The following is a 17,962-nucleotide window of genomic DNA, read 5'->3' on the forward strand; positions in this document are numbered from 1 at the left end:
GCCCATGAGGAAGGCTATGACTCCCTTCTTCAGAAGCATGACGCGAAATGGACGAAGCTGTGGAAAGCCTCCGACGTTGTCATTGACGGCGACGATGAGGCGCAGCTGGCCCTGCGTTACAGCCTGTACCATCTGCTGATCATCGCACCGACCCATTCGGACAAAGTGTCGATTCCGGCCCGCGGCCTCTCCGGCCAGGTCTATAAAGGCGCCGTTTTCTGGGACACGGAGATGTTCATGCTCCCCTTCTTCCTGCACACTAATCCGGCCATTGCCCGCAACTTGGTCATGTACCGCTGCCAGACGCTGGATGGAGCCAGAAGAAAAGCGGCGGAGTACGGCTTTGAAGGCGCCTTTTTCGCTTGGGAAAGCCAGGACAACGGCGATGACGCCTGCACGCTGTTCAACGTTACCGACGTTTTCACCAACCGGCCGATGCGCACCTATTTCCGTGACAAACAGGTGCATATCAGCGCCGATGTAGCGGTGGCAATCTGGCAATACTATACCTTTACCGGCGATGAGAGCATCTTGCTGGAAGGCGGTGCGGAAACGATTCTCGAATGCGCGCGTTTCTTCCACTCTTACTCGTATTTCAACCCGACAAAGGACCGCTACGAGATTCTGGATGTCACCGGACCTGACGAGTATCACGAGCGGGTGAATAATAACGCGTTCACTAGCTATATGGTGAAAAATACGCTGGAAGTCGCGCTGGATGCCGTTGCCTTGCTGGAAGATCGGCATGCCGATGATCTGGCCGCGCTCCTCAGTAAGCTGGATTATGTCGAAACCTTGAAACAGATCCGCGTTATGAACGAGAAGCTGTATGTTCCGCAACCGGGCGGGGAAGACGGGCTCATCGAGCAGTTTGACGGCTACTTCCGGTTGGAAGAGGTGGGGCTGAAAGAGCTGAAATCCCGGGTGCTGATCCCTAATGAGTATTGGGGAGGCGGCAACGGGTTGGCGACGACGACCCGCATTTTGAAGCAGGCGGACGTGGTGCTCACCATGCATCGGTTCAAGGACCGTTTTTCCAAGGAGATTAAGAAAGCCAACTGGGAGTTTTACGAGCCCCGTACTGAGCACGGCTCCAGCCTTAGTCCTTGTGTCTATGCGCTGGTTGCTTCGGACATCGGTTCACCCGATTGGGCCTACCCTTACTTTAAGAAAACCGCCACGATCGATATGACGGGGGATTCCAAACAGTTCGTCGGCACCCTGTATATTGGGGGAACCCATCCTGCCGCCAATGGAGGCGCTTGGATGTCGGCCATCCAAGGCTTTGCCGGCGTAGGATTCCATGATGGCGCGTTCCATATCGATCCGGCGCTGCCGCAAGCTTGGAAATCCGTCGCCTTCACCGTGCAGGCGCTGGGACAACGGTTTGCCGTTACTGTTTCCCATAATGAAATATCCATTGCGGCACTTGCCGGCAATACCCGTGCATTGACATTCGTTTTGAACGGCCGCAGCGTTCTCTGTCAACCCGGCGGACAACACTCGGTAGTAATCAAGGAGGCAGCAGCAAGATGAGCGAACAAAAAAACAACTGGCTGGAGCAAGCAAAGGGAGCCATTTTCGACTTGGACGGCGTTATCGTCGATACTGCAAAATATCATTACCTGGCCTGGAAGTGGCTGGCCTCTGAACTGGGCTTCGACTTCACGGAAAAGGACAATGAGCGGTTGAAAGGCGTAAGCCGGATGCGATCGTTGGATATTCTTCTCGAGGTTGGCGGAATTACTCTGGACGAAGCCCGTAAAGAAGAACTGGCGGCGCAAAAGAATCAGCTCTATGTCGATTACATTTCCAAAATCGATGAAAACGAGCTTTTGCCGGGAGCGAAGGCGTACATGCTCGGTTTGAAGGAGCGGGGAGTGAAAATCTCTCTCGGCTCGGCCAGCAAAAACGCCGGGCTCATCCTCGACAAGCTGGGGATTACGGAGCTGTTCGACGCCATTGTCGACGGCACGAAGGTGGCAAAAGCGAAGCCGGACCCGGAGGTATTCCTCCTCGCTGCCCAGGAACTGGGACTCTCCGCTGCGGAATGCGTCGTTTATGAAGACGCCCTTGCGGGGATTGAGGCTGCTCATGCGGCAGGAATGAAAGCTGTCGGCATCGGTGAAGCCCACAACCTGCCGGATGCGGACATGCTTGTTGACGGGCTGCATCAGCTCGTGTAACGTAACTTTTGAACGAACGATAGAAGATAAAGGAGCTTTCCCTAAGGTGCTTTGGCGGCTTTAGGGGGGGCTCCTTGAGTCGTTTTTCAGATTCGTTGATCTGTCCAATGCCAACCAAGATTTTGTCAAGCAGGGATAATGATTTAACCCGTCCAAATAGTTATTCATATATGTCTTACAAGCAGCTCCGCATAGGGATGAATGCCGACAAGATGTGTCCGTTAGGGGTGAGAGTTTTGTTCAAGCGCTTAGATAAACCGTTCAGCAAGCTTAACGTGAAGCAGCAATTGATCGTGCTTTTTCTCGTGTTGCTCAGTCCCGTGCTTTTTCTAAACTGGTATGGGAATCTTCAAGCCGAGCACATCCTCAAACGGCATGTGACCAACGTTTATGTGGAACTCAGCAAGCAAAACCACCAATTGATCAACCGCGATATCGACACCGTCAATCGGATCATGACGACGATTATCCAAAACCCGATCACGCAAGCCCTCGTCCCGGATCCGAACGACACCGTCGCGGAGCGGCTGAGAAAGTTCCAGGCGATGGACAAACTGTTGGCCAGCTACTCGATGAGCATCACCGGCGGAGAAGCAGTGATTTACTCATACCTCGTGTACGACCCGCAAGGGCTGTATTCATTTGTGCCCGCGCCCAATCTCACCGGAAATTCCCGGTATACCCGGATCTATTTTTTCGGGGAAGGGGAGAAGCCGCAGTGGTTTGACGAGGCACTTGAGAAAAAAGGGAAGGGCGATCTGAAAATCATCGACAGGCTTGCCATGCCGCTGAAAGCGCCGACTTTAAGCTACATCCGGGCGGTCAATAATATCTATGAAGGCAACACAACCATCGGGGTTCTGGTGGCGACGAACATGGACAAAAAAGTGGAGGGATCTCTCGCCACTATCAATATTCCCAACGGACAGCTCTATCTTACGAACGATACCGACCAAATTCTCGCATCCTCGGAGCATGCCATCGGCGGAACTCTCGATTTGCCGAAATCGGCGGAGGATACCTCCGATTCTCCGGACCACTCCACGGACTTCGTCTCGGATGGATCGATCTATGTGATCAATGAAGATTGGTCGACGCTGCAAAAGCTGGTGTATAAAATACCCGTCGACACGATTCTGAAGCAGCAAAACGGCTTGAAACGGGTCATCCAGTTTATCTCTATCGCTTATCTGTTTTTTGGCTTCGGTCTGATGATGTACTTCTGGCGGCGGCTGATGACTCCGCTGCAGAAACTGGCAGTCTTCTCCCGCTCCTTCGAGCCCGGTGGAAAAGTTCCGGTGACCAAGCACAGGCTGCGCTCCGACGAGATCGGGCAGCTGACCGCATCGGTTTATGGGATGGCGGGGCGGATCAACACGTTGATTCAAGATAAATACCAGATGGAAATCCGCCAAAAAGAAGCCCAACTCCAGATCTTATACGAACAGATCAATCCGCACTTGCTGTACAACACCCTGGAGAGCATTTATTGGAAAAGCGCCTTGGAAAACAACACCGGCTCGGCTGAGATGATCAAAGAGCTGTCCAAGCTGATGCGGATAAGTCTTAGCAAAGGGAGAGAATTGATCTCCCTTGGCGAAGAGCTGGAGCATGCCACCGCCTATGTCCATCTCCAGCAGATGCGTTACGAATACGACTTCCAGGTAATCTGGGATGTTCCCAAGGAGCTGTTGCAAACGCCGATTCCCAAAGTCATTTTGCAGCCGCTAGTCGAAAATGCCATTATCCATGGCGTGCGAAACATGGGTGAGGACGGTTATATCCGCATTTCCGCCGACGTCCAGGATGAGGATGTCCACATTCGCGTAGAGGATAACGGGTACAAACAGGTGGATTATGCGACAATAGAAAAGATGCTGTCCGATGAAGGGGCCGATCCCGCCCTCGGATACGGCATCCGCAACATTCAGCAGAGGATTCAGCTGCACTTTGGCAAGAAATACGGCATTTCGTATAAAGCTCGCACCGGCGGGGGAACGGTGGTTACTCTGACCATTCCGCATACCCTCGACGCGGGGGGCGGCCAGCTGCCGCGGATTCAGGATCTAACGCGTAAAGACAAGGCTGAAGAGAAGCCAAATACAGAGACGGAAGATCGTTAGGGGGAAAGCTCAGCATGTACAATATTTTGATCGTCGACGATGAGCCGCTTATTTGCAAAGGACTGCAAAACCTGTTGGAGTCATCGGGGCTGAATATTCAGTCCATCAATACGGCCAACAGCGGGTATGAGGCACTTGATATTTTACGGATGGATGAAGTGGATTTGCTTGTGACCGATATCCAGATGGGTTCAATGAGCGGCATTGAGCTGATGCATCAGGCAAAGATGCTGAAGCCATGGATTCAAACCATCGTCATCTCCGCTCACGAAACCTTTCAATATGCCCAGATGGCCATACGGCTGGGTGCGAAGGATTATTTGATCAAACCTATCAACAGCGAGCTGTTCCTGGATTCGGTAAGGAATGTGCTCCTCAAGATGGACAAGCCGGTGTCTTCCCAGGAGGAGCTGATTCCGACGCTCCGGGAGCATTTTCATATGAAAGAGCCGGATGCCAAACGAACGGAGCAGTTGAACCGGGCTTTGACCGGGCAGCAGGACGGATCGGGAGCAGAGGAAGCCGTCAGCGCCCGGGAGATTGGACTGATCGGGCCGTATTTTGCCGTACTGAAAGTGGATATGCATCTGCAGGAATCGCTGGCAGGGAAGAACTATAAGGCGGGTGATACCGTTTTGCTGAAGTACGCCGCCCTGAACATTATCAATGAACTGTTGGACGAAGAGTGGACGCAACATGCCTTTTTTTCCTCCGAGACCCAGATCAGCATCATTCTCGAATGGAACGAAGAAAAATACGAGGAGACGAACGTCAACAAAATCAACCAACTGGACATGATCGGCCGAAGCCTTCACTTCAATATCCGTAAATTCCTCGGTATGGAGAGCGTCGTGGGGATCAGCCAGATTTTAAAGGGCGCGGAATTTTTGCAGGTGCTGGGCCGTCAAAGCCAGAAGGCGATATCCTTGCGAAAAATGATTTCGGAAAACTGGGATAATCAAGAGCACTTCGTGTTTTACTATGGGGACTTGAGCATGAACCCGAACGCTCAGGATGAAGAGCCGACAGAGGAAGAAATGCTCGCCCGCAACAATTTGATTGTCGAGAAGGCGATGGACTACATCAACGAAAACTATGCTCAAAAAGGGCTGACCCTCCATGAGGTGGCGCAAAAGACTCATGTCAGCCCCAATTATTTGAGCTACCTGTTCAAGAAGAATACAGGCTATAACTTGTGGGAATACGTAATTAAGCTGAGGATGGAGGAAAGCAAACGGCTTATTCTGCAAACCGACATGCGGCGTTACGAGATTTCCGACCAAGTAGGCTACGAATCTCCGGAACATTTTAGCAAAATTTTCAAGAAATATTTCGGGATTAGCCCCAGTGAATTGAAGAAGTAATATCGCCCATGAAAGACATAGATACACACATGTTCAGTCCGTGTGCTCTTTTTTACAATGAGAGTATGAACAGACAGGAAAAGAGGGAGACCGGATGGACAGAGTGACTGCAATAATGGATGAAGAAGGGGTGGTAGCGAAAAAACCGGGATTCGCCCGACTGCTGCGAAAGCATATGTGGGGCTATTTATTTTTAATCCCGGCGATTGCCGTTTTCGCCTTGTTTTTATGGATGCCGATTGTAAAAGGATTGGTATACAGCTTCTACCATATCGATTTTGTTAAAGGTAATTCTTATGTCGGCATCGACAACTACAAACGGGTGTTTCACGACCACGATGTTATCGTATCGGTGAAGAACACCTTGTATTACATGTTTCTCGGCCTGGTGATCGGCTTTTGGGTGCCGATTCTCTTTGCTATCGCCATTTCCGAACTTAGGCGGCTGCAGGGCTTCGTTCGGGTAGCGGCTTACTTGCCCAACGTTATTCCCGTCGTCGTACTGTACGGCTTGTGGCGCTGGTTGTATGATCCCGTAGGTCCGTTTAACGCGCTTTTGGGCAAGTTTGGCGCGGAGCACATCAACTTCATGACCGATAAAAAGTGGTCGATGATCTCCCTGGTCATCATGGAAACGTGGCAGCAGTTTGGTTCGGCCATGCTGATTCTGTTGGCTGCCGTACTGAGCGTTCCCCGGGACTGGTACGAAGCAGCCGAAATTGACGGCGCCGGCATCTGGCAGCGGATTCGTTACATCACCCTGCCTTCGATCAAGAACTTGGTCGGTTTGATGCTGATTTTGCAACTCATCGCTACGTCTCAAGGGTTCCAATCCCAATTCCAAATGCTTGATGGCGGACCTAACAACGCCACCTTGACTTACGCACTGCTCATTACCCGCTATGCTTTCATTCGTCAGGATTACGGTACGGCTTCCGCTATGGGTGTTCTGATGTTCTTCGTGCTAGGGCTGGTTGCCATCGTACAGTACCGAATGCAAAACAAGGGGGCGAAGTAATCATGCAAAAGCTGGATCGGGGCATTATTTCGCCTTATGACATGAAGAAAACGAAGAACCGCATCATTTATGGGGTTATGATTCTCGCCATTCTTGTGATGGTCATCTCCATGCTTTACCCGATGACGGTTACACTTTTCAACGGACTCAAACCGAATAAGGAAGTCAACAGCTTTCCGCCCACCTATTTCCCGAACCATTGGGTATGGGGGAATTACTCGAAAGCGTGGAACTATATTGATTTGCCCGGCTTTCTCGTCAATACGCTAAAGATCTTCGTGGGTAACATGGCAGCGACTGTGGTTATCATCGGATTTGCGGCTTTTAGCTTGTCCAAGCTGAATGTACCGCTGCAAAAGTATGTGTATGTGTTCTTCATGATCACCTTGTTCATACCGCCAACCACGTATATCATCCCTAACTTCATCAACCTGAAAGATTTAGGGCTCTTGAACACCTTCTGGGCTTTCTGGCTGCCGGCCGGGGCCAGCGCTTACTACATGATGATTCAGAAACAGTTTTTCGATTCCATCAATAACGAAATTTTCGAATCGTCCCGGATTGACGGCGCGTCGGAGATCCGCAACTTCTTCCAAATCGCGTTCCCGTTGTCTCTGCCGATTTTTGCGACACTGGCGATTTTCGTCTTCTCCAGTGCATGGAACGATTGGTACTGGCCGTCGCTTGTCATGCATGGCGACAAAACGTACCCGCTCGCCGTGGCCATCGTTAAGTACGTGCTCAACGTCCGCCGGTTGGATACCAACATTAAGTTTGCCTTGCTGACTCTTGTCAGTCTGCCGCCTGTCGTAATTTTCCTGATATTCCAGAAATTTATCATTCGTGGTTTGAATATTGGCAGTGTCAAAGGTTAATCAAGACATTCAGGCAAATCGTAGACCTGCACATGAAGGACTTAATAATGCACATGGCTCTTTAGAAAGCGTTTTATTATCATGAACATGCAAGAAAAAACAACCATTCAATTTGAAAAGGGGAGTTTCAATGCGCAAAACATCGGCTGTTCTCTTGAGTCTTACTATGACGGCTGGCCTCTTCGCTGCTTGCGGCAAGTCGGATGATTCCAAGAAATCGGAAGAAACCGCATCTCCGGCTGCGACCAAATCCAGTGATGCAGCACCTGCTACAACCGCTCCTGCGGACGACATCACCAAGAAGAAAGTTACCATCAGCATCTACTATCCGACGCCTGACAAGGTTGACGAGAGAAAGCTGGAAGACGACAAAATCAAACGCTTTAACGAAGTATATCCGAACGTAACCATCGTGAAGAGCGATTGGCAGTACAACCCGAACGAAATCGGGATCAAGATGGGCGCCAATGAAGCTCCGACGTTGTTCAACACCTACGCTACCGAAGGTAAATTCCTGGCGGAACGCGGTTGGGCTGCCGATATCACCGATCTGTTCAACGCTTACGAGCACAAAGATGAAATGAACCCAACTCTGCAAGACCAATTCGTGATCAACGGTAAAGTATACGGTATCGCTCAACGCGGTTACGTAACCGGTACTGTTGTAAATAAAACCCTGTTGGACGCCAAAGGTGTAACGCCTCCCGCAGTCGACTGGACCTGGGACGATATGCTGAGCACGGCGAAAGCTGCAGCTGACCCTGCAAAAGGCATCTCCGGCTTTGCTCCGATGGGTAAAGGCAACGAAGCTGGCTGGAACTGGACCAACTTCCTGTTCGAAGCTGGCGGCGACATCCAAAAGGTTGAAAACGGCAAAGTAACCGCAACCTTCAACTCCGACGCTGGCGTGAAAGCCATCGAGTTCTACCACAAGCTGGCTTGGGAAGCAAAAGCCATCCCGCAAGACTGGGCCCTCGGTTGGGGCGACGCTGTAGGCGCCTTCGCACAAGGCCGCACCGCAATGGTTGTTGCCGGCGCAAGCGACCCTGTCGATCAAGCTTTGAACCAAGGCGGAATGAAGCTGTCTGACGTTCTCGTTTACCCGATGCCTGCAGCTGAAAAAGGCGGCAAGCACACCGGCGTACTGGGCGGCGACTTCCTGGTTATCAACCCGAACGCTACCAAAGACGAGCAAACCATTGCCTTCAAGTATGCAACCTTCGACTATTTCTCGGATAAAGGTCTTGCATCTCTTGAAACCAACATCCAAGGCCGTAAAGCCGATAGCAAATTCTATGTACCTCCGGTCATCGAATACTTCAAAATGGATTCTCCTTACGGTCAAAAAGTCAAAGCCGTTTATGACAAGTACGACAACGTTTACCAATACAACCAAGAAGTGCTGAACCTGCTGGACGGCAAACCAGAAGCTCAATACAACACCCAAGATTACTACGGCACGATGACCAACGTCATCCAAGAAGTATTCTCCAAAGATAAAACCGATCTGAAGGCGCAAATGGATTCCGCTGCCAAGCTGGTTCAAGAAAAATTCTTTGACACCATCAAGGTTCAATAATCCAGACTGACATCATAACCACGCATTACTTAAATCCGGCTCTGGCAACCAGAGCCGGATTTTTAACAGATGGATCCATGAAAGCGCTGTGAATGGGGTGTAGCTTATGGGGAAGCTATGGCAAAAATACCGGATCGCCGCAATCGTCGTTATCGTCGTACTCTTGTTAGCGGTTGCCGGGCTGGCAGGGAGCAAATATTTTACCGGCTCCGGTGTGTCGATGAAAAAGGCAGACGGAAATCTGGTGGTCAGCAATGACCATTACGACATTGCTTTTAATGAGAAGAACGGCGGCATTTCCTACATAAAGCAGCATGGCTCGGCAGATCAGATCACAGGAAGCAACCGCGAAGGAGCGCTCTGGTGGGGGATTTTACAGGACGGCACCTCTATCCAGGCAGCGAAGGCAGAAGATTTCTCTTACGATTGGAAACGCAGCAAAGGTGAACTCGCCCTTCATTATAAAGGGCAATTGCAGGTCGACATAACGATTGAATTTTCCAAAGACAACCGCATTCGCATGTCAGTCAAGACGGTGAACGGATCTCAAGGCGTTATGACCGGTTTCCGTTTTCCTAACGAAATTTTGCTGGATTCGGCTACAGTAAATGACGGATTGCTGCCGATGCTGCCGGGCGCCATGCTTAAATCGGCGTTTTTCCAGGAAAACAACTCCTATGAAGCCCAGTATCCCGGCATCATGTTCGCTTCTTACGTGGCTATGCGCGGCGCAAACGGCAATCTTTCCCTCTATGACGTGAATGAACGGCCGATGCCTTACGTCGATCTTGGTTTCAAGAATCAGATGAACATCGCCGGAAAGACCGGTATCGTCCACAATTACAAGACGGATGCCGCTCCCGGTGCGGTGTGGAAGAGCCCTACTGTCGTAATGGAGGTGGGCGGCGATTACAAAGATTCCATTGAGAGCTATCGGACGCTGAATGGGATGGATAAGTACCGGTCCTTGGCGGATAAGCTGGGCGGAACCATGAAGGAGTATCTGCAGCTGCCCTTCTACAAGCTGGATATATCCGCGCTGACAGATGCCAATTGGAGCAACTTGAAAACCAATGTCGTCGACAAATTGGACTACAAAGGCGTCCTGCACCTGGTCGGTTTCCAGACGGGAGGACATGACGAGAATTATCCGGATTTTCTTCCGGCAGATTCCAAATGGGGCAGCGTCGATGATTTTAACTCTTTTATGAGCTATGCGAAGGAAAAAGGAAACCGGGTCGTGCCCTATACGAACTTCTCGTGGTGGGGCGTCAATTCTCCGACCTTGAAGAACCTTCCGTCCGGAGTAACCTTGGAGGATATCGCCGTGCTGAAGGAAAACGGTGCGGTGATGAAGGAAGATTACGGCGTCCATAGCGGGTACGTGATGAATATTCAGCACCCCTATGTCAACGAACGGATTGCTGATGAGCATAAGAAACTGACGGATGCCGGCATGGACGGGGTTTTTGAAGACCAATGGGGCATTCGCGAGGTTCCCTTCGTTTATAATAAAGGCGTTAATAAATCTACCTCCTATATGGAGGGAGTACGCGATTATTTCAAGGCTTCCAAGATGAATCTGTATACGGAAGACGGCTTCGACGTTCTTGCCGATAATGCAGTAGGATTCATGGGGACCAACTATCTGTGGGATATCCTTGGATATCGTGCGAATACGGCTTCGTATACGGACTATTATCCGATGATCGGCATGCTGGCCCGGGATAAAGTCATGCTCTATCAGCACGATCTGGCAGCCCAAACGATGACGGACGACATCGATATGCTGCGCTTCAACCTGGCCATGGGCTATAACCTCAGCGTGGACTTGTTCAATGGAACAAACAACCCCTGGATCGACCTGGCAGGCGTGATGCAGCAATACGTGTTAGCTCCATACGGTGATGCCCGCGTAAACAGCTATGATTCGATAGCTAAAAATGTGACGAAAACAGGTTTTACAGGCCGTTCGGTTGTCGCCAACTGGGATAAAGAGAAGCCGTATACCGTTTCCGACGGCTTTATCTTGCCGGCAGGCGGTGTGCAAGTGCTCACTGACGACGGCTCTGTGCGGGCAGGTTCGTACAGCACGTATAACGGACAGGAGCTGGACCCCGGCGACCACGTGCTCGTTGAAGTGCGGCAGGATAAGGAGATCAAACTGTTCCAGCCGGTAGGCTCCGATACCACAGTCAAAGTAGCCAAAGGAAAAGATTGGCCTCATGCGACGGCGGCTGCTTATGCCGTAGACGGAACGAAGATCGCCGATATTCCCGTTGAGGAAACCGGCAATAATCTCCGCTTCGATTATATCGCCAGCATTCTGGATAAGAAGACGGCTTATATTTCCTTGCAGCGGTCGGATAATGCCAGCACCGTCAAGGATGTTCCTTTCCATAAGGTCGCTTTGAAGATCAACATCGCCGTCGGTAAAAAGGTATCCGCCTCCAGCATGACGACGACGGACTTCCCGCCAGAGAAAACGGTGGATGGCGATCCCTACACCTATTGGGAAAGCACAGCGAAGAAGTTCCCGCAAACGCTGACTGTCGATCTTGGCGAAGCGAAGAAGGTTACGGGAATCGCGCTGAAGCTGCCTCCTCAGGACGCCTGGGAATCCCGCGATCAAATCATAGAGGTTTCGGCAAGCACGGACGGGCAAACCTTCACGACGATTAAAGCCGCGGAACCATACACCTTCGATCCGAAGAAGGACAATGTGGTCTCCATTGATTTTGCCGAAACGCCAGCCCAATATGTCCGCGTGACGATCACGGGGAATACAGCTTGGCCGGCGGCGCAAGTATCCGAATTCGAAGTCTATTGATTTCTTTTTGAATATGGCACAAGATAGAGCAGGAGGCGGCTTTCGCCTCCTGCTCGAATCATTTTTCGGAGGAAATTTTCATGAGGTTTAAAGATGTTTTTTCTATTATCGGCCCGAGCATGATCGGACCGTCCAGCTCCCATACGGCAGGAGCAGCCCGGTTGGGACGGATTGCCCGGCGAATTTTGGGCGACGCTCCAGAGGAAGCGGAGATCGTCTTCTTCGGCTCCTTTGCCTCCACATACAGCGGGCACGGGACCGATCTCGCCATCGTCGCTGGACTGTTGGACTGCGATACCGACGATCCGCGCATCCGCGATTCCTTGTCTATCGCTGATTCGGCGGGGATGAAGGTTGATCTGCGCACATCGCAGAAACCGGCACCGCACCCCAATACGGCGGAGATTTTGCTGAAGAAGGGTGACAGGGCTGTACGGATTACGGGTTGTTCCATAGGCGGGGGAAATATCGAGATCATCAATGTCAACGGTTTTGACGTCAAATTCAGCGCGGATTATCCGACCCTGCTCATCTTTCATGACGATCGCAGAGGGATGATCGCCGATGTGACGGATGTGCTTCGCCATGCTGACGCGAATATCGGTTATATGGAAGTGGACCGGAAATCCCGCAGCGGCGATGCACTGACCGTAATTGAGACGGATCAGGCCATCGATGCGGCCTTTCTCACGCAAATTCGCGGTTTGCCCAATGTCCGCCGTATTTGCATTATTGATTTGACGGGCAAGGAGGAAGGAAAATGAGATTCTCATCTTTAAAGGAATTGGCTGAATTATGTAGGGAAGAGAAGCTGACCATCGGAGAGCTGATGCTGCGGGAACAAGCGTTGGAATCGGGAACAGACGAAGCGCGGGTTTTTGGGCAGATGGCGGATTATTATAAAGTGATGAAGGAAGCGGTAAAGAAAGGCTTGGACGAGCCGGCGAAATCCCGCAGCGGACTTACGGGCGGCGACGCCCGGCGTGTCTTGGATTACATGCAAAACGGTGTCTCTTCACTTGACGGTGAAGCATGTAAAGCACTCGCCTACGCCCTCTCTGTTTCCGAGGTTAACGCTACAATGGGACGGATTATCGCCACACCGACAGCCGGTTCTTGCGGCATCATTCCCGGCGTTTTCGTGAGTTCCCAGGAACGGTTCGGCTGGCCGGATGATCGCTTGGTCATGGGGTTGTTCGCCGCGGGAGCCATCGGCTACGTCATCGCCAACAACTCCTTTGTCTCTGGCGCCGAAGGAGGCTGCCAGGCGGAGGTGGGCTCCGCCATCGGTATGGCGGCGGGGGCTCTCACCGAGCTGAGAGGCGGGACGCCGGAACAAGCGCTCCATGCTGTCGGTCTCGCTTTAAAGAACAGCCTCGGGTTGATTTGCGATCCCGTAGGCGGTTTGGTAGAAATTCCGTGCATCGTGCGTAACGGTTTCGGCGCGGTGACGGCGCTGGCGGCGGCGGATATGGCAATGGCCGGGATCCGCAGCGTCATTCCTTCCGACGAAGTCATTCAAGTCATGCTGGAGGTGGGTTCGGCTATGCCGGAGCAGCATCGGGAAACGGCAAAGGGCGGCCTTGCCGGAACGCCTACGGGCAAGCGGATCATGAAGGAGTTATCTGTTCAAACACAGGAAGGAGAGACGCGGGATGACGAAGTTGACCAATAAAATCGGCGTCATCGTCGACAGCTTTGGGGTTGGCGTAAGAGAAGGCCTGCGGAAGGCGAAGGGGGTCGGCGCCGAAGGCGTGCAGATTTATGCAGTTAAGGGAGAAATGGACCCTGCGGCGCTATCGCCTGCAGCCCGCAAGGAGCTGCGAAACTATATCTCCGGATTGGGTCTGGAAATCTCTGCGTTGTGCGGCGATTTAGGCGGCCACGGCTTTCAGATCAAGCAGGAGAATGTGCATAAAGTGGAAAAGTCAAAACGTATCCTTGATCTGGCCGTGGAGCTGGGGACTCAGATCGTGACGACCCATATCGGCGTCGTTCCCGAGGATAAGGAAGGCGCTATTTACCATACGATGTTGGAAGCTTGCGAGGAACTCAGCGTATATGCGAACTCTGTTGGGGGTTATTTCGCTATCGAAACCGGACCGGAAACGGCCGAACGTCTCAAGGGGTTTCTCGATAACCTTAGCGGCAAAGGAGTATCGGTCAATTTTGATCCGGCCAATATGGTGATGGTAACGGGTGACGATCCGGTCCGCGGCGTACGCCTGCTTCGGGATTATATCGTGCATACCCATGTGAAGGATGGAGTGCGACATCAAATCGTTGACCCGCGGGCGGTTTACGGCAGCATCGGTTTTGATCCGATGTCCCACGAAAATATCGCCACCATGCTGGCGGAGGGGAAAATCTTTGAAGAACTGCCTTTAGGGGAAGGCAAAGTGGACTTTCCAGCGTACTTTGCCGCCTTGCAGGAGATCGGATATAAAGGCTATTTGACTATTGAGCGGGAAGTGGGTCATCATCCGGAAGTGGATATTCGCAAGGCCGTTGAATTTATCAAAGCCTATCGATAATCCGGTAAAAACAAACCGGCCCGCATCGCGCCTGATTTGACGATATCAGAAGACGTTTTTCTTATCAGGCCTCATGCGGAACCGGTTTTGATCTTCAATCCAAAACAGCCAGATAATCTCCGTGGCGTTTCTCATTGGCTTTTAATATAAAGGCGGATGCCTGTTTGGCCGACATGGGCTTGCCCAGAAGGTAGCCCTGAACAAAGTCACACTGCAATTCCTTTAAGGTCTGTAACTGATTGGAGGTTTCAACACCCTCCGCTATTACGGCAAGTCCCAATGTGTGGGACATGGCGACAATCGCCTTGACGATGGCAGCATCCTCCTTCGTTTCGGTTATGTCGCGGATGAAGGATTCATCGATTTTGACGATATGAATGGGCAGCCGCCGCAGCAGCATGAGCGAGGAGTGGCCAGTGCCGAAATCATCGATGGCGATTTTTACACCGTAATCCGTTAATTCCTGGATGATTCGCGAGCTGTGATCAAGATTGCGTATGGCAGTACGCTCGGTAATTTCGAGGCACAAGTTTTCCGGTGCGGTTCCCGTTTCCATAAGGACATGCTTGATGAATGCCGAGAAATTGTTCATTTCAAACTGTTGGGCGGAAATATTGACCGAAATGACTTTTGCCGGATTTCCCGCTTGCATCCAGCGCTTGTTCTGGATGCAGGCTTCCCGGAGGACCCAGGCACCAATGGGGATGATCAGCCCGGTTTCCTCCGCTAATGGAATGAAACCGCTAGGCGGCACCGTATCCCGCTCCGGTGATTTCCAGCGCAGCAGCGCTTCCATCCCAAACATTTCACCGGTTGCAAGATCGATTTGCGGCTGAAAGCGAAGAACGAATTGGCTCAATTTCAAAGCTTTGCGGAGCTTGCTTTCCAACCGGAAACGGTCTTCCGCCGCTTGGCTCAACTCGGTCGTATAATATTCCACTTTGTTCCGGCCGCTTTCCTTCGCTTTATACATGGCGATATCCGCTGATTGAAGCAGTGCATCAGGCGCCAGCCCGTGATCGGGATAGAGACAGACGCCTATGCTTGCGGATAGGTTAAATTCGCGGCTATCGATCACGAAGGGTTGAGACAGCTTATTGTAGATGCGCCGGGCAATTTTTTTCACTTCGCTTATATCATGAATGTGGGGCATCAACAGAACGAATTCATCTCCACCCAAACGAGCAAGGGTGTCGCTGATTCGGATTGTTTTGGATAGCGCACGAGTGACGTGTTGCAGCAGCCGGTCGCCGGCTTGATGACCCAAGGTATCGTTGATGATTTTAAAACGGTCCAGATCGAGCAGCATGACCGCCAGCTTTTCACCGGTTTTGTCGGCCTCTTTCATCCAGCGGTGCAGTTGGTCGAGAAAAAATACCCGGTTGGGCAGCCCTGTCAAAGAGTCATGGAAAGCAAGCTGGGTGATCCGCGCCTCATTCTCTTTCTTCTCGGTGATATCCGAAACAGAGCCGATCATCCGCACCGGGATGCCTTTGCTGTCGCGAATGGCTTCTCCGGCTGCGAACAGCCATACGGTTCGGTTTTCATCGCCGCGAATGCGAAATTCAATATGAAAGGGCGCACGCCTCCGAATGTGTTGCTTGATGGCCTTGGTAAAGCGGTTTAAATCCTCGGGATGAATCAAGCTCAAAATATTGCGAGGATTGTCCGTCAATGCGGCGGCGTTATTGCCTAATATTTTTTGAATGCGAAGATTCCAGTAGATTTTACCGACAGAGAGATCCCAGTTCCAAATTCCGTCGTTAGTGGTTCGGGATACGACCTCCAACTGTTCGATCGTGGAGTGCAGGCGCTCAGACATGAACTCCCGCTCAAGTACTGCTGCCAAAATGCCATAACTCAGCCGGCTGAGCTCGCTGGCGGAGGCATTGATCCTTTTATCCATAGGGCAGACGATCGCGAGAAAACCCCAATTCCGGGTCTCCGAATGAATCGGTAGAACAAGGATATAATCATCAGCGAATTTAGGAATGTAGGAGACTGGCGGGAAAGATTCGACACTATATCGCTCGCCGATAGGAGGAAGATCGCCTCCCTTGGTGCTATATGCCTGATAGATCTGCAAAAAACGGTTGCCGTCGGCATCCGTATTCCAAAGAGCCAAACACCCCCAATGGGCTATGTTGCCGTATAAGTTGGAAATGTGGACTTTGCTTTCGGAAGTCGCTTTGATGAGATTCAAGCCCAAGTGATAATTGTTGATCGAGATCTGGCTTAAAGAAGCTTCTACTTCCAAAAGCCGCTCATGATTACGGATCAACTCCACATCTGCCGGTTGGGGGGGGCAGCCGCAGGAAACTCGAGGGACAAACCGAATGCCCACCTGAACCGACTTAATCGGCTTCTGCGCAGATCCTTCCAACATATCCAACAAGAGTCGGCATGCCTGTTCCGCCATTTCGTCAAAAGGCTGACTTATGGTTGTGAGCGGAGGGACATGTCCTGCAGCCCGCGGAATGTCATCGAAGCCGATAACCGCGATGTCGTCGGGGACCGAGAAGCCGTTTTCTTGCAAAACTTCAATTAAACCGATAGCATTCATATCGGTTGCCGCAAAAACGGCGGTGAAGGTTTCGCCTCTGGCAAGCAAGCTGCGAGCCGCTATAATTCCTCCGTCCGGCAGATTGTTGTCGGCGGTAGCTACCAATTCCTCACGAAAGGGAATGCCGTATTCCTCAAGCACGGCTTGGTACCCTTCAAAACGTTCATACAAATCATATTGCCTGCGAAAGCCGATAAAGGCAATATCACGGTGCCCGTGTTCAATAAGATGCCGGGTAGCCATAACTGCCCCTGCCCGGTTATCGATGAGTACGGTTGCGCACTCAATGCCTGATTGCAGGTGACCTACGGAAACCATCGGCATGCCTTTGGCTGCCAAATCTTGAAGCAATTCTGTGTTAGCGATGTGGCCGATCAAAATCCAAGCATCCATCGTTTGAAAAGAAAGGGAACTCGTCAGAAGGTACCTTCCGTCGTCATCCACCGCGGATTGAAACACAAAGAGCCGACAATCCTTGCGCCCTAAAAACTGGTGCATCGTTGTCAACAACTTTCCGTAATATTCCCCATCCATATAAGGTGACAGCACACCGATCCGATATCCTTTATCCATTGGCGAACCCAGCCTTCCCCCACAGAAAATCGCCGATTTCCATAAATATCTTGTAAACGGCTTCAATTACCAAGGATATGATTGTTCGCTAGAAAATTCAACAAATTTCGCATTTTTCCTTTATTCTGAATTATTCCTCAAGTTTTGTCGATATGAGTCGTCAGTAGGAGAGAAGAACTAACGTTAATAATAGAGGAAAAGCTTTCCAATTGACGATCAATTACAGATTTTGCCGAAATGACACGTGTCGAAAGGGTTCGGCTTCATTAATCTGTTGCCTATAAATGGAGTGTATCCGTTATGATTTTTCGAATGAT

General features: G+C 51.2%; 12 protein-coding genes. 11 read left to right on the forward strand and 1 reads right to left on the reverse strand.

Annotation, left to right across the window (positions count from 1 at the left end):
- From TJ79_RS08725 to TJ79_RS08775, 11 genes are all read left to right on the forward strand, one after another.
- A partial coding sequence (locus TJ79_RS08725; protein WP_040949917.1) for a glycosyl hydrolase family 65 domain-containing protein occupies positions 1-1,536 on the forward strand: 1,536 nt, incomplete at its 5' end.
- Positions 1,533-2,186 carry a beta-phosphoglucomutase gene (gene pgmB / locus TJ79_RS08730; RefSeq protein WP_040949918.1) on the forward strand — a complete coding sequence of 218 codons (654 nt, stop codon included), beginning with the start codon at positions 1,533-1,535 and terminating at the stop codon, positions 2,184-2,186. The genes TJ79_RS08725 and pgmB, both read left to right, overlap by 4 nt.
- Before the next feature lie 227 nt (positions 2,187-2,413).
- On the forward strand, positions 2,414-4,309 hold the full coding sequence (locus TJ79_RS08735; RefSeq protein ID WP_420319381.1) for a sensor histidine kinase: 1,896 nt from the start codon (positions 2,414-2,416) through the stop codon (positions 4,307-4,309).
- A gap of 14 nt (positions 4,310-4,323) precedes the next feature.
- Positions 4,324-5,673, forward strand: coding sequence for a response regulator transcription factor (locus TJ79_RS08740; RefSeq protein WP_040949919.1), 1,350 nt, complete (start codon positions 4,324-4,326; stop codon positions 5,671-5,673).
- Between the two features lie 115 nt (positions 5,674-5,788).
- Positions 5,789-6,691: a carbohydrate ABC transporter permease gene (locus tag TJ79_RS08745; protein WP_040949948.1), complete on the forward strand. Its 903-nt coding sequence runs from the start codon at positions 5,789-5,791 to the stop codon at positions 6,689-6,691.
- Positions 6,692-6,693: 2 nt separating this feature from the next.
- Positions 6,694-7,566 carry a carbohydrate ABC transporter permease gene (locus tag TJ79_RS08750; protein ID WP_040949920.1) on the forward strand — a complete coding sequence of 291 codons (873 nt, stop codon included), beginning with the start codon at positions 6,694-6,696 and terminating at the stop codon, positions 7,564-7,566.
- 130 nt (positions 7,567-7,696) lie between these two features.
- Positions 7,697-9,145 (forward strand): ABC transporter substrate-binding protein, encoded by a 1,449-nt coding sequence (locus TJ79_RS08755; RefSeq protein ID WP_040949921.1) that lies wholly within the window; start codon positions 7,697-7,699, stop codon positions 9,143-9,145.
- Between the two features lie 106 nt (positions 9,146-9,251).
- Positions 9,252-11,975 carry a discoidin domain-containing protein gene (locus TJ79_RS08760; RefSeq protein ID WP_040949922.1) on the forward strand — a complete coding sequence of 908 codons (2,724 nt, stop codon included), beginning with the start codon at positions 9,252-9,254 and terminating at the stop codon, positions 11,973-11,975.
- 80 nt (positions 11,976-12,055) lie between these two features.
- Positions 12,056-12,739: an L-serine ammonia-lyase, iron-sulfur-dependent subunit beta gene (gene sdaAB / locus TJ79_RS08765; protein WP_040949923.1), complete on the forward strand. Its 684-nt coding sequence runs from the start codon at positions 12,056-12,058 to the stop codon at positions 12,737-12,739.
- Positions 12,736-13,650: an L-serine ammonia-lyase, iron-sulfur-dependent, subunit alpha gene (sdaAA, locus tag TJ79_RS08770; protein ID WP_040949924.1), complete on the forward strand. Its 915-nt coding sequence runs from the start codon at positions 12,736-12,738 to the stop codon at positions 13,648-13,650. Before sdaAB ends, sdaAA begins: the two co-directional genes overlap by 4 nt.
- Entirely contained in the window at positions 13,631-14,509 is an 879-nt protein-coding gene (locus tag TJ79_RS08775) for a sugar phosphate isomerase/epimerase family protein (protein ID WP_040949925.1), read from the forward strand. Before sdaAA ends, TJ79_RS08775 begins: the two co-directional genes overlap by 20 nt.
- 94 nt (positions 14,510-14,603) lie before the next feature.
- On the opposite strand, the gene TJ79_RS25825 is transcribed toward TJ79_RS08775, so the two are convergent.
- On the reverse strand, positions 14,604-17,645 hold the full coding sequence (locus TJ79_RS25825) for an EAL domain-containing protein (RefSeq protein WP_052339412.1): 3,042 nt from the start codon (positions 17,643-17,645) through the stop codon (positions 14,604-14,606).
- Positions 17,646-17,962 lie beyond the last annotated feature (317 nt).

This window comes from Gorillibacterium massiliense (assembly GCF_000455485.1).
Classification (GTDB): domain Bacteria; phylum Bacillota; class Bacilli; order Paenibacillales; family NBRC-103111; genus Gorillibacterium; species Gorillibacterium massiliense.

What these genes read in the sequence shown, in the direction of transcription:
- pgmB (WP_040949918.1), top strand. Translation starts at nt 1,533, where the DNA reads ATGAGCGAACAAAAAAACAACTGGCTGGAGCAAGCAAAGGGAGCCATT.
- TJ79_RS08740 (WP_040949919.1), top strand. Translation starts at nt 4,324, where the DNA reads ATGTACAATATTTTGATCGTCGACGATGAGCCGCTTATTTGCAAAGGA.
- TJ79_RS08745 (WP_040949948.1), top strand. Translation starts at nt 5,789, where the DNA reads ATGGATGAAGAAGGGGTGGTAGCGAAAAAACCGGGATTCGCCCGACTG.
- TJ79_RS08750 (WP_040949920.1), top strand. Translation starts at nt 6,694, where the DNA reads ATGCAAAAGCTGGATCGGGGCATTATTTCGCCTTATGACATGAAGAAA.
- TJ79_RS08755 (WP_040949921.1), top strand. Translation starts at nt 7,697, where the DNA reads ATGCGCAAAACATCGGCTGTTCTCTTGAGTCTTACTATGACGGCTGGC.
- TJ79_RS08760 (WP_040949922.1), top strand. Translation starts at nt 9,252, where the DNA reads ATGGGGAAGCTATGGCAAAAATACCGGATCGCCGCAATCGTCGTTATC.
- sdaAB (WP_040949923.1), top strand. Translation starts at nt 12,056, where the DNA reads ATGAGGTTTAAAGATGTTTTTTCTATTATCGGCCCGAGCATGATCGGA.
- sdaAA (WP_040949924.1), top strand. Translation starts at nt 12,736, where the DNA reads ATGAGATTCTCATCTTTAAAGGAATTGGCTGAATTATGTAGGGAAGAG.
- TJ79_RS08775 (WP_040949925.1), top strand. Translation starts at nt 13,631, where the DNA reads ATGACGAAGTTGACCAATAAAATCGGCGTCATCGTCGACAGCTTTGGG.
- TJ79_RS25825 (WP_052339412.1), bottom strand. Translation starts at nt 17,645, where the DNA reads ATGGATAAAGGATATCGGATCGGTGTGCTGTCACCTTATATGGATGGG.